Origin of the sequence: Streptomyces sp. NPDC020731, assembly GCF_044334705.1 — a bacterium.
GTDB lineage: Bacteria > Actinomycetota > Actinomycetes > Streptomycetales > Streptomycetaceae > Streptomyces.
In genome coordinates, this window is sequence record NZ_JBIRTN010000001.1 from 300,413 (window position 1) to 315,232 (window position 14,820).

Sequence of the window (14,820 nt, forward strand, 5' to 3'; positions counted from 1 at the left end):
ACGGTCGTTGCGTACGACGAGGGCCGCACCCTTGGACGTGGGGTGCGGCCCTCACCGGTCTCACCGGCCCTCACCGGTCCCACCCGCGCTCCCCCGCCGAACCCCGTCAGAAGTCCAGCAGGTCCGCCAGATCCGTCGGGTCCAGCCGGCTCAGGAACCGCCCCGGCCAGGAGTACACCGCGCCGCCGAAGGACAGATTGCGGGTGTAGACGCTCTCCAGCAGGATCGCGAGCCCGAGGTCCAGACCGTCCGGGTCACCCTCCGCGACACCGGAGATCGTCCGCGGCCGCCGCCACTCGGAGCGGGTCATGGTGACGACGACGCCCTTGCGCGTCAGTTCGTGCCGGCGCTTGTCGTCCAGCACCTGATACCGGTACGAGCGTCCCCTGAGCTCGATCCGCAGGGCGCGGTCCGCCCGCCGGACGGCCAGATGACGGCGTTTCGGCGTGCAGTTGTCCACGCCGGCGCTGATCTGCATGTGCGCCATGCGCGGCAGCCCGCGGAACCGGACGCCCCGGAAGGCCAGCGTGGGAACCCCCTCGCCCGTCACCCGTGCGGTCTGCTTCTCCCCGGAGTGCCAGGACTCCCTGGGGCACGTCAGCCGGACCTCCCCGACACCGGGCAGTGTCCCGCTCCAGACGTACGTGGCCCGCCGCAGCAGCCGTCCGCGCTCGAATTCCGCACGCCTGAGCTCGAACCGCATCGTGTCCATGTGCCCCGTCTCCCCCTTGGCCGACGCCGGGGTGAGGCTCCCCGGCAGCTCCCCGATAGGGTTTTACCATGCGCGATCTTGGGGCGGGTTTCCGGTATCTCCTGAAGGGCCAGCGGTGGGTGGCCCGGCACGGCAAGCAGTTCGGGTTCGGGCTGCTGCCGGGGTTGATCACCCTGGTGCTGTACGCGGCGGCGCTCGTCGCTCTGGCGCTGTGGGGAGAGGACTTCGTCACGTGGGCGACCCCGTTCGCCGACGACTGGTCCAGCCCCTGGGCCGGACTCTTCCGCGGCTTCCTCACCGCCGTGCTGTTCGCGCTCGGCCTGCTGCTGTCCGTGCTCACCTTCACCGCGGTGACCCTGCTCATCGGGCAGCCGTTCTACGAGAAGCTCTCCGAGGAGGTGGACCGGGACGTCTCGCCCGACGGCACCGCCCCCGAGTCGGGGCTGCCGCTCTGGCGGGAGCTGTGGATCTCGGCCCGCGACAGCCTCCGTATCGTCGTACGGGCCCTGGTGTGGGGCGTGTTGCTGTTCGCGCTCGGATTCGTTCCGGTGGTCGGGCAGACCGTCGTACCGGTGATCGGGTTCTTCGTCACCGGCTTCTTCCTCACCGAGGAGCTCACCGCCGTCGCGCTCCAGCGACGCGGGGTCGAAGTGCGCGAGCGGCTCGGGCTGTTGCGGGGGCGCAAGACCCTGGTGTGGGGCTTCGGCACACCCCTGGCGGTGGCCTTCCTGGTCCCGTTCGTCGCCGTGTTCCTGATGCCCGGCGCGGTCGCCGGCGCCACGCTGATGGCGCGCGACCTGCTCGGTGAGGAGACCGCCGGGGACGGCGGTGAGGAGTCCGAGGAGGAGGGCGTCCCGTCATGACCGAGGTGCTCGCCGTCGCCGTCATCACCGTTCTGGCCGTGATCGCCCCGGGCGCCGACTTCGCCATGGTGGTGCGCAACAGCTACCTCTACGGCCGCCGCACCGGCCTGCTCGGCGCACTCGGCGTCGCCGCCGGTGTCCTGGTGCACGTCACCTACACGATGCTCGGCGTCGGACTGCTGATCGCCTCCTCCACCTTCCTGTTCACGGTCGTCAAGCTGGTCGGCGCCGCCTACCTCGTGTACATCGGCGTCCGCACCTTCCGCACCCGCGGCGAGGTCACCGTCGACCTGGAGAAGAAGACGGAGCTGACCCCGCTCGCGGCGCTGCGCACCGGCTTCCTGACCAACGTCCTCAACCCGAAGACGACCCTCTTCGTCGTCTCGACGTTCGCGCAGGTCGTCAGCCCCGGCACCCCGGTCCTCCAGCAGGTGGGCTACGGGCTGTTCATGTCGCTGGCCCACCTGCTGTGGTTCGGCGTCGTCGCGGTGTTCTTCTCCCACGACCGGATGCGCACCCTGATGCTGCGCGGCCAGAAGGTCCTCAACAAGGTCATCGGGTCCGTCCTGGCCGGCCTCGGCGTCAGCCTCGCGTTCGCTCCGTCGCACTGACCGCCACGGTCACGATCGACCGCGTCTGCGCGATGATGTCCAGCCGGTTCCGTATGAACTCGGGGTCGGTGACCTCGGTGGTGTTCCCGGCACCGAACTGCAGGACGGGCGTGTGCACATGCCCGCCCGGCAGCCTCTCGTGCAGCCCGAGCCGGTCCCGGAGCAGCGTCGCCCGGTAGGCGATCTCGTTGGAGAGGTAGTCCCCGCCGCCCCCGGCCCGTGCCGTCGAGCCGGGCGTCGGCCCCTGCGGCCGTACGACGGGCTCGGTGCCGCCCGCCGGGATCTCGGTCACGCTCGTGTTGTCGTACACCGGGAACCGCCCGGTGTCCGCGGCGACGATCCGCGCGTACGGCAGGGTCGTGGACGTCCACTGCGGCTGCGAGGCCGGGTCGGTGACCGGGACCGTCTCCGTGCGGCCGATGTTCTCGTTGTCCCCGAAGCCGCCCCGCCAGGCCCCGTTGGTCCGCTCGACGTCGAAGCGGCCCACCCGTCCCTGGCTGACGGTGGTGAACAGGTCGACCTTCGGCAGATACGGCCGCAGCGCCCGCTCCACGCTCCCCTCCGCGAAGTCCCGCCAGCGCACCGGGAACACGGCCGTCTCGATGCGCGCGGGGCCGTCCTCGGTCTCGATCACCGTGCCGTCGAGGGCGAGCGCGACGGCGCCGGACGGGTTGGAGATACGGATGTCCCGGTCCAGGGTGAACGGGTCGAAGCCGGTCACCAGGATCCGCTTCATCCCCTTGCCGGGCTGCGGATACCGGATCGTGGTCTGCCCGCGCGAGGTCCGCTCCAGCTCGTCGAGCAGCCGCGCCCTTCGCTCCTCGCTCAGCCCGAACCCGGGCTCCCAGGTGCGCAGTTCACGGGTCATCGCGAGCCGCGCCCAGTACAGCGGCCGGTCGTCGTCCCGGCTGAGGTCACCGCCCGCCGGGCCGTGCCCCTGCGCCCGGTCGACGGCCCTGCGCCACAGCCGTGTCCCCTCGCGCACGACGGCACGGCGGGCCTGGGCGTAGGAGTGCGCGCGGTCGAGCACGCGGGTGAACTCCGGTGCCACGTCGGCGAATCCGGAGCGGCGGAGTATCTCCTGCGGGGCGGCCCCGTCCAGTCGGCGTTCCTCGACGGTGGGGGAGGGGGCCGTCTCGGCGGCGGTCGCGGTCGTGGGGGCGGCGAGACCGGTCAGCAGGGCCAGACCGAGGACGCCGATGCGAACACGTAGGGAAATCAAGGGGGTCGGGCCTTCCGTCGTCGTGGGGTACGGGATGCCGGAGGCCGCAGTATCGCGTGACCGCGGTGGTCCACGCCATGGGGCGCGAGGGTCGGGTGGGCTAACGGCTCTCCTCGCGGGGCAGTGTCAAGGAGGCCGGGCGGCAGCATCGCGAGCCGTCCACGACTTCGAGGCGGAGGTACCGGCGTGGCGCAGACGGCGGAGGAGCGGCGGGCGGCGGTCGTGGAGGCGGCGCTCGGCCGGCTCGGACTGGACGCCAAGACCCGGCTGCTGGCCGGCCAGGACACGTGGAGCCTGCCCGCGCTGCCGGAGATCGGCCTGGACCCGCTGGTGATGTCCGACGGCCCCATCGGGGTGCGCGGGGTGCGCTGGAGCGCCGACGACCCCTCGGTCGCGCTGCCCTCGCCGACCGCGCTCGCCGCCACCTGGGACCCCGCCCTCGCCGTCCGCGCGGGGGTGCTGCTGGCCCAGGAGGCCCGCCGCAAGGGCGTCCACGTGCTGCTCGCGCCCACCGTCAACCTGCACCGCTCCCCGCTCGGCGGGCGTCACTTCGAGGCCTACAGCGAGGACCCGTACCTCACCGGACGCGTCGGCGCGGGCTATGTCACCGGCGTCCAGTCCGGCGGCGTCGGCACCACCGTCAAGCACTTCGTCGCCAACGACGCCGAGACCGACCGCTTCACGGTGGACAACATCGTCGGCGAACGCGCCCTGCGCGAGCTGTACCTGGCCCCGTTCGAGACCATCGTCGCCGCCGCCCGCCCGTGGGGCGTCATGACCGCGTACAACTCGGTCAACGGCACGACGATGACCGAGCACCGCCACCTCGTCGAGGAGGTCCTGCGCGGCGAATGGGGCTTCGATGGGATCAACGTCTCCGACTGGAACGCCGCCCGCTCCACCGTCGCCGCCCTCCTCGGGGGCCTGGACATCGCCATGCCCGGCCCGCGCACCGTCTACGGCCCGGCCCTCGCGCAGGCCGTACGGGACGGCGAGGTCGAGGAGGCGGCGGTCGACGAGGCGGTCCGCCGGGTCCTGCGGCTCGCCGCCCGCGTGGGCGTCCTGGCGGGCGCCGAACCGGCCGTGACCGAACCGCCCGGGACCGTGGACGGCGTGGCGCTGGCCCGCGAGATCGCCCGCCGCTCCTTCGTCCTGGTCCGCAACGACGGCGGCGCGCTGCCGCTGAGACCCGGCACCGTGGCGCTGATCGGCGCCGCCGCCCGCGACGCCCGCGTCCTCGGCGGCGGCTCCGCCACCGTCTTCCCGGCACGGATCGTCTCCCCGCTGGACGGCCTCACCGCCGCCCTCCCCGAGGGCACCCTCAGCTACGCCGTCGGCGCCGACCCCAACACCGAACTCGCCACCGCCGGACAGGGATTCGAGCTGCGTGCCGTCTGCCGTGACAGCGACGGCACCGTCATCGGCACCCGCGACGCCCCCGACGGCCACATCCAGTGGATGGGCTCCGACCTCCCCGAGGGCGTCACCCACGACATCCTCCACACCGTCGAGCTCACCGGCACCTTCACCCCGCGCGAGAGCGGCCGGCACACCTTCGGCACCCGGGGCGTCGGCGCCTTCACCCTCACCGTCGACGGCACCACCCACTACGACGACGTCCAGCCTCCGCCGGCGAACGACCCCTTCGGTGCCTTCTTCGGCGGCCCGGTGCCGCGCGCCGAGGTCGATCTGGCGGCCGGCGTCCCGGTCGGGGTGTCCCTCACCCGGGTCGTCCACCGCACCGCCGACCGCCCCATGCCGGTCATCACCTTCACCCTCGTCCACCAGGAACCCCGGCGGGACCCCGACGAGCTGATCGCCGAGGCCGTCGAGGCGGCCCGCGGCGCGGACACGGCGGTGGTCGTCGTGGCCACCACCGAACGCGTCGAGTCCGAGGGCTTCGACCGCGAGGACCTGCGGCTGCCCGGCCGCCAGGACGACCTGGTGCGCGCCGTCGCCGCCGCCAACCCCCGCACCGTCGTGATCGTCAACGCCGGCTCCCCGGTGGAGCTGCCCTGGCGCGAGGACGTCGCCGCCGTGCTGCTGAGCTGGTTCCCCGGCCAGGAGGGCGGCGCGGCCCTCGCCGACGTCCTCACCGGTGCCCACGAGCCCGGCGGCCGGCTGCCCACCACCTGGGGCTCCATGGCGGACGCCCCGGTCACCCGCGTGGGCCCCACCGACGGCGCGCTCCCCTACGACGAGGACGTGTTCATCGGGTACCGCGCCTGGCAGCGGGCCGGCCGCACCCCGGCGTACCCCTTCGGACACGGCCTCGGCTACACCGACTGGGCGTACGAGTCCGCCGGGGCCGACGGGACCGCCGACGGGGTCACGGTGACGGTCCGCGTCCGCAACACCGGCGAACGGGCCGGCCGCGAGATCGTCCAGGTCTATCTGGCGCCGAGCGAGCCCGACCCCTCCCGCCCGGCCCGTTGGCTGGCCGGATTCGCCTCCGTGGAGGCCGGACCGGGGGCGCGGGCCGAGGTCGCCGTCGAGCTGCCGCGCCGCGCGTTCGAGGTCTGGGACGAGGCGACCGCATCGTGGTCATATGTGAAGGGTTCGTACGAGATCGAGGCAGGGCGCTCGATCGAGGACCGCAGAATCACCGTGACGATTAACGTCTGATCCGGGAAGTATCCACATGAGCAGCCCCGGTCCGGGACCCTGACCCCGGACCGGGGCTTATGTGTGCGCGGCCGGCCGGGCCAGGGGGTGTCGTCTGGATCAGGCCGGCTTCGGGCGACGGCGCCTCACAGCCGAGCCGGACCCCGCGACCCCGGCAAGATCCGAACGGCATCTCCTAGCGCACGCCGAAGCCGTACACCGTCTCGGAGCGGAACACCTCGCCCGGCTTCAGGACCGTGCTCGGGAAGTCCGGGCGGTTCGGGGAGTCGGGAAAGTGCTGGGTCTCCAGCGCGATGCCGTCACCGGGGGTGAAGGGCTCCCCGATGTGGTCCGCGGTGTAGAGCTGCATCCCGGGCTCGGTGGTCGCCACCGTCAGCACCCGGCCCGACGCCGGGTCGTACAGCTCGGCGACCTCCTCGGCAGCTTCCGTCACCCCCTTGTCGAGCACGAAGTTGTCGTCGTACCCGGTGCCCGCCTTCCGCGCCTCACGGAAGTCGAAACGGGTCCCGGAGACGTCGGCGAGCTCACCGCTCGGGATCAGGTCCGCGTCGGACGGGGTGTAGCGGGAGGCCGCCAGCCGCAGCTCGTGCCCGGCCGCGCTGCCGGAGCCGGCGCCGGCCAGGTTCCAGTACGAGTGGTTCGTCAGGTTCACGTGCGTCGGCGCGTCCGTCACCGCCTCGTACGCGATCCCCAGCGCCCCCCGCTCGTCCAGCGTGTACGTCACGGAGACCTCCAGACGGCCCGGGAAGCCCTCCTCGCCGTCCTCGCCGACCAGGGACAGCCGCAGACCGTGTTCGACCGGGCTCGCGTCCCACACCCGCTTGTCGAAGCCCCGCTCACCGCCGTGCAGCGAGTTCGGCCCGTTGTTCGCGGCGAGCGTGTGGTCGCGCCCCTCCAGGGAGAAGCGGGCGCCCGCGATCCGGTTGGCGTACCGGCCGATCAGGGCGCCCAGGAAGGGTTCCGGATGCCGGAGATAGCCGTCCAGGTCGGAGAACCCCAGCACCACGTTCCCGGTCCGGCCGTCCCGGTCCGGCACCTCGACGTCCTGCACGATCCCGCCGTAGGACAGGATCCGTACCCGTACGCCCGCCCGCTCCAGGGTCCAACGGTGCACCGGCGTGCCGTCGGAAAGTGTGCCGAAGAGTTCGTTCATGTGCGAAACAATAGGTCACGGCTGCTTCGCCGTGACCGTCCGGTACGCGATCTCGGCCAGCTCGGCCTGCCCGTCGACACTGGGGTGGAACCAGTCCCAGTGGCTCAACTGGTCGGTGCCGAAACGGTACTCGTACACCGCGCCGCCGTCGAAGCGGCAGCGGCGGTCCTCGGCGCAGACCTCCTCCAGCACCTCGTTGTAGTCCTCCACCCGGTTCTGCACCGTCTCGCGCCGCAGCGTCGCCGCCGCGTCCAGGGCGTCCGCGTCGCCCAGCATCGACGGACAGATGCCCAGCTTCCACACCTGCTTGCCCAGCGCGCTGGTCCGCCCCTGCGACCAGAGCCGCTTCAGGTTCGGCACGCTCGCCACGTACACCTGTGTCTTGGGCAGTGCCTCGCGCAGTGTGCGCATGGCCTCCTGGAAGTCGGCCCGGAAGTCGTCCACCGACGTCATCGCCGATGTCGTCTCCCGGCAGGCGTCGTTGGCCCCGGCCATCACCGCCACCAGCTCCGGACTCCGCCGCACCGCCCGCGCCATCTGCCCCGGCAGATCCGCCATCCGGGCCCCGGTCACCGAGTGGTTCCAGCTCCGCTCGGCCGCCTCCGCCCGCCCCAGCAGCCGTACGGCGAGACTGTCGACCTCCTCGCTGCCGCCCGTCGCCCACGACACCTCGGGGCAGTCCGTCAGCACCGCGCACGCGTCGAAGCCGCGCGTGATGGAGTCCCCCACGGCGGCGACCGACTCCGGGCTGGTGTCCCACACGGGCGTGGGCTTCGGGGACGGCCGCGTCTTCTTCGCCCCCGTGCCCGACGGGGCGGGGGCGCCACCGCCGGCGGCATCGCAGCCGGCCACACCCAGCGCGGCGGCCGTCACCAAGGCGAGCACAGCCCGTGAACGGCGCCTGCGCCTCCGCGTCGCCTGCTCCATCCGTCGCCTCCCCGCACGTCGTGGTCCGTCCGTCCCCACCCATGACAACGCACGAGGGTTCCCGCCCACCCGCACAGGCGTCCTGCCGGGTGAATGACGCAGGTTTCCCGGCACCGGGACCGACGGTACGTCACACTCCTTGCGCCGTCGCACGGTAGCCTCGCCATCAACGTGGTCCGCCCGGGCCGCGCCCGTCGCGTCCGTTCCAAGACGACCTGCTCAGCCCGGAGGTTCCGGTGACGACCCGTGGAGTTCTGTACGTGCACTCCGCGCCGCGCGCGCTGTGCCCGCACGTCGAGTGGGCCATCGCCGGGGTGCTCGGCACGCGCGTCAGCCTGGACTGGATCCGCCAGCCGGCCGCCCCCGGCACCTGGCGCTCGGAGTTCTCCTGGCAGGGCCAGGCCGGCACCGCCTCCAAACTCGCCTCCGCGCTGCGCGGCTGGCAGATGCTGCGCTTCGAGGTCACCTCCGAGCCCTGCCCCACCGCCGAGGGCGAGCGCTACAGCTGCACCCCCGACCTGGGCATCTTCCACGCCGTCACCGGCATCCACGGCGACATCCTCATCCCCGAGGACCGCCTCCGCGCCGCCCTGGTCCGCTCCCGGACCGGCGAGACGAGCCTGGAGGCCGAGATCGCCAAACTCCTGGGCAAACCCTGGGACGACGAACTCGAGCCCTTCAGATACGCGGGCGAAGGCGCCCCGGTCCGCTGGCTCCACCAGGTGGTCTAGAAGACACCCCGAGGTACAGCGCCCCTGAAAGGGGCGCGGGGAACTGCGCGATCAACCACGACGGACCCGCACCCGACCGACCCCCCGATCCCCCGATGGGGTCGCAGGGGCGAAGCCCCTCGAGGACGGGACGGGCAGGGGCGGGGGCGAAGAAGAACTCCCCGGACCCCCTCGCAGCGGCTGCGCACGGCAAGGGGCCCCCACCCGGAAGGCAGGAGCCCCTCGAACCGCCAACGGCGCTACACGGATCGGAACGCCAACACCACGTTGTGCCCACCGAACCCGAACGAGTCGTTCAACGCGGCGATCCGCCCGTCCACGGGCAACTTCCGCGCCTCACCACGGACGACGTCCGCAGCCGCCTCGGCCTCGGGATCAAGGTTCTCGACGTTGATGGTCGGCGGAGCCACCCGGTGGTACAGCGCGAGCACGGTGGCCACCGACTCCACCCCGCCCGCCCCACCCAGCAGATGCCCCGTCATCGACTTCGTGGCGGAGACCGCGAAGTGGTCCGCGTCGTCCCCGAACACCTTCCGCAGAGCCTTCAGCTCCGCGATGTCACCGGCCGGCGTGGACGTCGCGTGCGCGTTGACGTGCACGATCTCCGCCGGATCGAGATCCGTCCGCTCCATCAGGTTCCGCAGGGCCTGCGAGATGCCCCGCCCCTCCGGCTCCGGCTGCACGATGTCGTGCGCGTCGGCCGAGATGCCCTGACCGACCGCCTCCGCGTACACGCGGGCGCCGCGCGCGGCGGCGTGCTCGGCGGACTCCAGGACGACGACGCCCGCGCCCTCGCCCATGACGAAGCCGTCGCGGCCGGTGTCGTAGGGACGCGAGGCGCCCTCGGGGTCGTCGTTGTTCTTGGACATCGCCATCATGTTGCCGAACGCGGCGATCGGCAGCGGGTGGATCGCCGCCTCCGTGCCGCCCGCGACGACGACGTCGGCACGGCCGGTGCGGATCATCTCGATGGCGTAGCCGATGGCCTCCGCGCCCGACGCGCACGCGGAGACCGGGGTGTGCACACCGGCGCGGGCGCCCACCGCGAGACCCACGTTCGCGGACGGGCCGTTCGGCATCAGCATGGGGACGGTGTGCGGGGAGACACGGCGTACGCCCTTCTCCTTCAGCACGTCGTGCTGGTCCAGCAGGGTCGTCACACCGCCGATGCCGGAGGCGATGACCGCGCCGAGCCGGTCCGGGTCGACGTTCGGGTCCTCGCCGGCCTTGGCTTCGAAACCGGCGTCGGCCCACGCCTCCTTGGCCGCGATCAGCGCGAACTGCGCCGAGCGGTCCAGGCGGCGGGCCTGCGGCCGGGGAATGACCTCGGTGGGCTCCACGGCCACCCGGGCCGCGATGCGGACCGCCTGCTCGGCGGCCCACTCCTCCGTGAGGGGCTTGACACCGGAACGTCCGGCGACCAGGCCCTCCCAGGTCGAGGCTGCGTCGCCACCCAGCGGTGTGGTTGCGCCGATACCGGTGACGACCACGGTGCGATTGGTCGGGCTCATCGGAATTCTTTCTCCAACGGATCTACGAGGATTCGTACGGCGCCACCGCCGGGTGGCGGGGCCGGGGTGCCCGGCCTCCGGGCCTCCCGTGCGGAAGGCCCGGCAGGGCTCAGGCCTACTTGCCCAGGTCCTGGTGCTTGAGGATGTAGTCGGTCGCGTCGCCGACCGTCTTGAGGTTCTTGACGTCGTCGTCCGGGATCTTGACGTCGAAGCGCTCTTCGGCGGCGACGACGACCTCGACCATGGACAGCGAGTCGACGTCCAGGTCGTCGGTGAAGGACTTGTCCAGCTGGACGTCCTCAACCGGGATGCCGGCGATCTCGTTCACGATCTCCGCGAGACCGGCGACGATCTCTTCCTGAGTGGCGGCCATGGTGGCGCTCCTTCGTTGTGATTCCAGAGTGATGTGGCGGTGTTTCCTCCGTACCGGACGCATGATCCGGCACGGAGTGCCTAGGGGAGGGTAACGACCGTGGCGGCGTAGACGAGACCCGCCCCGAAGCCGATGACGAGCGCGGTGTCGCCGCTCTTCGCCTCGCCGGTCGCCAGAAGCCGCTCCATCGCGAGCGGAATCGAGGCGGCCGAGGTGTTGCCGGTGGTGCGGATGTCACGGGCGACCGTGACGTGCTCCGGCAGTTTCAGGGTCTTCACCATCGAGTCGATGATCCGCACATTGGCCTGGTGCGGGATGAAGACGTCCAGTTCGTCCGCGGTGATCCCGGCCGCGTCCAGCGCCTGCTGTGCGACCTTCGCCATCTCGAACACGGCCCAGCGGAACACCGCCTGGCCCTCCTGCGTGATCGCGGGGAACTTCACGTTGCCCGCGCTGTCGAGCGGCAGCCGGGAGACGTCGCCGATGTGGAACTTGTCCCACGGCACGGTCTGCTTGATCGTCTCGGACTTGTCGCCCTCCGAGCCCCATACGGTCGGGCCGATCGCCGGCTCCTGGGACGGTCCGACGACCACCGCGCCCGCGCCGTCACCGAACAGGAAGGCCGTGGCACGGTCCTCCAGGTCGGTCAGGTCGCTCAGCCGCTCCACGCCGATGACGAGGACGTACTCCGCCGAACCCTCGACGATCATGCCCTTGGCCAGCGTCAGCCCGTAACCGAAGCCCGCGCAGCCGGCCGAGATGTCGAAGGCGGCGGCCTTGTCCGTGCCCAGCTTGTCGGCGATCTCGGTCGCGACGGCCGGGGTCTGGCTGAAGTGCGACACGGTCGAGACGACGACGGCGCCGATCTGCGAGGCGTCGATCCCGGCGTCCGCGATCGCCTTGCCGGACGCCTCGATCGACATCGCCGCGACGGTCTCCTCGGGAGACGCCCAGTGCCGGGTCTCGATCCCGGAGCGCGAGCGGATCCACTCGTCGGACGAGTCGATCGTCTCGAGGATCACCTCGTTCGGCACGACCCGGGTGGGCCGGTAGCCGCCCACACCGAGAATGCGCGCGTACGGGGCGCCCTTGCTGGGCTTGATCTTCGCCATGCGGGTCGGCTCCTTAAGGGCGTCAGGCGTGCTCGGCGATGAGCGCGCGGGCCGCGTCGAGGTCGGCGGGGGTCTTCAGGGCCAGCGTCTTCACGCCGGGCAGAGCGCGCTTGGCGAGGCCGGTCAGCGTGCCGCCGGGGCAGACCTCCAGGAGGGCGGTGACGCCGAGTTCCCTGAAGGTCTCCATGCACAGGTCCCAGCGGACCGGGTTGGCGACCTGGCCGACCAGGCGCTCGAGCACCTCGGCACCGGTCGTGACCGCCTTGCCGTCCTTGTTCGACACGTAGGTGACCTGCGGGTCGCCCGGCGCCAGGGCCTCGGCGGCCTTCGCCAGCGTGTCGACCGCGGGGCCCATGTGGTGGGTGTGGAAGGCGCCGGCGACCTGCAGCATGACGACCCGGCGCACCCCCTCGGGCTTGTCCGCCTCCAGCGCGGCGAGCTGCTCCTTGGTGCCGGCCGCGACGATCTGGCCCGCTCCGTTGATGTTCGCCGGTGTCAGACCCAGCTTCTCCAGGTGCGCCACGGTCACCTCGGGGTCGCCGCCGAGCAGCGCCGCCATACCGGTCCCGGTGATCGCGGCGGCGTCGGCCATGGCCAGACCCCGCTTGCGGACCAGCGAGAGCGCGGCGGTGTCGTCGAGGACGCCCGCGAAGGCGGCGGCGGTGATCTCACCGACGCTGTGACCGGCGACCGCGCCCGGCACCGTGTCACCGAGTGCCGCGGCGGACAGCAGTCCGGCCGCGACCAGCAGCGGCTGGGCGACGGCCGTGTCACGGATCGCGTCCGCGTCGGCCTTCGTGCCGTAGTGGACGAGGTCGAGTCCGATGGCGTCGGACCACGCGGCGACGCGGTCCCCGGCACCGGGGAGGTCGAGCCATTCAGTCAGAAAGCCGGGAGTCTGGGCACCCTGGCCAGGAGCGACGAGTACGAGCACTCTCACACTCTCTCTTGGGGACGGCCACGGCCGCCCGTGGGGACAAGGACGAAGAACAGGAGGCGGTTTTGTGGAGCCTCCACAAAAGGTCAGGGATGGAGATCACCATCGGCCAGACGCCCCAGGATCAGCGCGATCCGCAGCGTGAACGCAGAGCGTACATCGGAGGGTGACCATCCGGTGACGTCAGTCACACGTCGGAGCCGGTAACGCACGGTGTTGGGGTGAACGAACAGCATCCGCGCCGCGCCCTCGAGGCTGCTCGCCTGCTCGAGATAGACACTGAGCGTCTCCAGCAGCGCTGCCCCGGCCGCCTCCAGCGGTCTGTAGATCTCCTCCACCAACTGCTCACGGGCAGAAGGGTCCGAGGCGATCGCCCGCTCCGGCAGCAGATCGTCCGCCAGCACCGGACGCGGGGCGTCCTGCCAGGCGGAACACGCCTTGAGGCCCGCCGCGGCGGCCTTCGCGGACCGGGTCGCGGCCAGCAGGTCCGGCACCACCGGGCCCGCCACCACCGGCCCCGCCGCGTACGGTCCGATCAGCGACTTCGCAACGGCCAGCGGGTTGTCGCTGCCACCCGCGATCACCACCAGCCGGTCACCCAGCACCCCGGTCAGCACCTGGAGCTTGGCGTGCCGGGCGGCCCGCCGGATGGCCTCCACGGTCAGCTCGGAGTCCCCGTCGGGCGCGGTGCCCAGCAGCACGCACACATGATCGGGCGAGCTCCACCCCAGGGCGGCGGCCCGCGACACGGCCCCCTCGTCGGCCTCGCCACTGAGCACGGCGTTCACGACCAGCGACTCCAGCCGCGCGTCCCAGGCACCCCGTGCCTCCGCGGCCTGGGCGTACACCTGAGCCGTGGCGAAGGCGATCTCCCGCGCGTACACCAGCAGCGCCTCGCGCAGCACGCTCTCGTCGCCGGGCGCCGCCACCTCGTCGATGGCGGACTCCATGACCTCGATGGTGGTGCGCACCATCTCCACGGTCTGCCGCAGCGTGATCGCCCGGGTCAGCTCGCGCGGCGCGGTACCGAAGACATCGGTGGAGATGGCCTGCGGGGCGTCGGGGCGCCGGAACCACTCGGTGAACGCGGCGATGCCCGCCTGGGCGACCAGACCGATCCAGGAACGGTTCTCCGGGGGCATGGCCCGGTACCAGGACAGCGTCTCGTCCATCCGCGCGATCGCCTGCGCGGCGAGACTGCCGGACGACTTCTCCAGCCGCTTCAACGTCGCGGCATGCGGATGGGCGGGGCGTGCTGCGGCTCGGTTGGTACTGGTTTCGGGTTCGGGCACGGGGACAAGACTGCCTTATCGGTACGGCCGCGCGTGTCGCCGGGTCTACGGTGGACGGCGTGATGGACGTACGGCGCGCGCACGAGCGCTACCGGGGCGGCGATCCGGCGGCCGGGATCGAGACGTGGCACGCCTTCTCCTTCGGCCCCCACTACGACCCGGACAACCTCCGCTTCGGCGCGGTGATCGCCTGCAACGAGGAGCACCTCGCCCCCGGCGCCGGCTTCGACGAGCATCCGCACAGCCACACCGAGATCGTGACCTGGGTGGTCGAGGGCGAGCTGACCCACCGCGACTCCACGGGCCGGGAGACGGTGATCCGCCCCGGCGACGTCCAACGCCTGAGCGCCGCCTCCGGCGTCCGCCACGTGGAGCGCAACGCCGGCTCCACCCCCCTGACCTTCCTCCAGATGTGGCTGGCCCCACTGGAGCCCGGCGGCGACCCCTTCTACGAGGTCGTCCCCGGCATAGCCGACTCCACCCCCTACGCCCTCCCGGAGGCGGACGCGATGCTCCATGTACGCCGGCTGACGGTGGGGGAGCGGACCGCCGTCCCCGACGCCGCGTACGTATACGCCCATGTCGTCCGCGGCCGTCTCCGCCTGGACGGCGAGGAACTGGGACCGGGCGACGCGGCCCGCCTCACGGACGCGAAGGACGTCGAGGCGGTCGCCGTGAGCCCGACGGCGGAGCTGCTGCTGTGGGAGATGCGGGGAGCGTGACGCGGACCTGATGAGCATGAGCACATAGA

14 protein-coding genes are annotated in these 14,820 nt (G+C 72.0%); 5 read left to right on the forward strand and 9 right to left on the reverse strand.

Going from position 1 to position 14,820, the window contains the following annotated elements; all coding sequences use genetic code 11:
• Positions 1 to 106: 106 nt before the first annotated feature.
• Complete coding sequence (locus ACH4VX_RS01350; protein WP_398364912.1) at positions 107 to 712, reverse strand: hypothetical protein; 606 nt, start codon at positions 710 to 712, stop codon at positions 107 to 109.
• Positions 713 to 780: 68 nt separating this feature from the next.
• On the opposite strand from ACH4VX_RS01350, the gene ACH4VX_RS01355 reads away from it, so the two are divergent.
• Together ACH4VX_RS01355 and ACH4VX_RS01360 are read left to right on the forward strand one after the other, a co-directional pair.
• Positions 781 to 1,575, forward strand: a complete 795-nt coding sequence (locus ACH4VX_RS01355) for an EI24 domain-containing protein (protein ID WP_398364914.1) — start codon at positions 781 to 783, stop codon at positions 1,573 to 1,575.
• Complete coding sequence (locus tag ACH4VX_RS01360) at positions 1,572 to 2,186, forward strand: LysE family translocator (RefSeq protein WP_398364917.1); 615 nt, start codon at positions 1,572 to 1,574, stop codon at positions 2,184 to 2,186. Before ACH4VX_RS01355 ends, ACH4VX_RS01360 begins: the two co-directional genes overlap by 4 nt.
• On the opposite strand, the gene ACH4VX_RS01365 is transcribed toward ACH4VX_RS01360, so the two are convergent.
• The gene (locus ACH4VX_RS01365) at positions 2,158 to 3,408 is read right to left on the reverse strand and encodes a pyroglutamyl peptidase (protein WP_398364919.1); all 1,251 of its coding nucleotides are present in this window, start codon (positions 3,406 to 3,408) and stop codon (positions 2,158 to 2,160) included. The two genes, ACH4VX_RS01360 and ACH4VX_RS01365, sit on opposite strands and share 29 nt — an antisense overlap.
• 186 nt (positions 3,409 to 3,594) lie before the next feature.
• Here ACH4VX_RS01365 and ACH4VX_RS01370 point away from each other — a divergent pair, with 186 nt between their 5' ends.
• Entirely contained in the window at positions 3,595 to 6,033 is a 2,439-nt protein-coding gene (locus ACH4VX_RS01370; protein WP_398364921.1) for a glycoside hydrolase family 3 protein, read from the forward strand.
• Between the two features lie 175 nt (positions 6,034 to 6,208).
• Here ACH4VX_RS01370 and ACH4VX_RS01375 read toward each other — a convergent pair whose 3' ends face one another.
• Both ACH4VX_RS01375 and ACH4VX_RS01380 read right to left on the reverse strand, forming a co-directional pair.
• Positions 6,209 to 7,186, reverse strand: coding sequence for an aldose epimerase family protein (locus tag ACH4VX_RS01375; protein WP_398364923.1), 978 nt, complete (start codon positions 7,184 to 7,186; stop codon positions 6,209 to 6,211).
• A 15-nt stretch (positions 7,187 to 7,201) separates the two neighbouring features.
• The gene (locus tag ACH4VX_RS01380; RefSeq protein WP_398364925.1) at positions 7,202 to 8,113 is read right to left on the reverse strand and encodes an SGNH/GDSL hydrolase family protein; all 912 of its coding nucleotides are present in this window, start codon (positions 8,111 to 8,113) and stop codon (positions 7,202 to 7,204) included.
• Positions 8,114 to 8,349: 236 nt separating this feature from the next.
• On the opposite strand from ACH4VX_RS01380, the gene ACH4VX_RS01385 reads away from it, so the two are divergent.
• The gene (locus ACH4VX_RS01385) at positions 8,350 to 8,844 is read left to right on the forward strand and encodes a DUF3145 domain-containing protein (RefSeq protein ID WP_398364927.1); all 495 of its coding nucleotides are present in this window, start codon (positions 8,350 to 8,352) and stop codon (positions 8,842 to 8,844) included.
• Positions 8,845 to 9,083: 239 nt separating this feature from the next.
• Here the strand turns inward: ACH4VX_RS01385 and fabF are convergent, their stop codons facing one another.
• From fabF to fasR, 5 genes are all read right to left on the reverse strand, one after another.
• On the reverse strand, positions 9,084 to 10,355 hold the full coding sequence (gene fabF / locus ACH4VX_RS01390; RefSeq protein WP_398364929.1) for a beta-ketoacyl-ACP synthase II: 1,272 nt from the start codon (positions 10,353 to 10,355) through the stop codon (positions 9,084 to 9,086).
• Between the two features lie 115 nt (positions 10,356 to 10,470).
• The gene (locus tag ACH4VX_RS01395; protein WP_398364932.1) at positions 10,471 to 10,728 is read right to left on the reverse strand and encodes an acyl carrier protein; all 258 of its coding nucleotides are present in this window, start codon (positions 10,726 to 10,728) and stop codon (positions 10,471 to 10,473) included.
• 80 nt (positions 10,729 to 10,808) lie between these two features.
• Positions 10,809 to 11,840, reverse strand: a complete 1,032-nt coding sequence (locus ACH4VX_RS01400) for a ketoacyl-ACP synthase III (protein WP_398364935.1) — start codon at positions 11,838 to 11,840, stop codon at positions 10,809 to 10,811.
• 22 nt (positions 11,841 to 11,862) lie between these two features.
• Positions 11,863 to 12,774: an ACP S-malonyltransferase gene (locus ACH4VX_RS01405; RefSeq protein WP_398364936.1), complete on the reverse strand. Its 912-nt coding sequence runs from the start codon at positions 12,772 to 12,774 to the stop codon at positions 11,863 to 11,865.
• Between the two features lie 89 nt (positions 12,775 to 12,863).
• Positions 12,864 to 14,069, reverse strand: coding sequence for a fatty acid biosynthesis transcriptional regulator FasR (fasR, locus tag ACH4VX_RS01410; RefSeq protein ID WP_398364938.1), 1,206 nt, complete (start codon positions 14,067 to 14,069; stop codon positions 12,864 to 12,866).
• Between the two features lie 50 nt (positions 14,070 to 14,119).
• Here fasR and ACH4VX_RS01415 point away from each other — a divergent pair, with 50 nt between their 5' ends.
• Entirely contained in the window at positions 14,120 to 14,791 is a 672-nt protein-coding gene (locus ACH4VX_RS01415) for a pirin family protein (protein ID WP_398364940.1), read from the forward strand.
• The last annotated feature ends 29 nt before the right edge of the window (positions 14,792 to 14,820 follow it).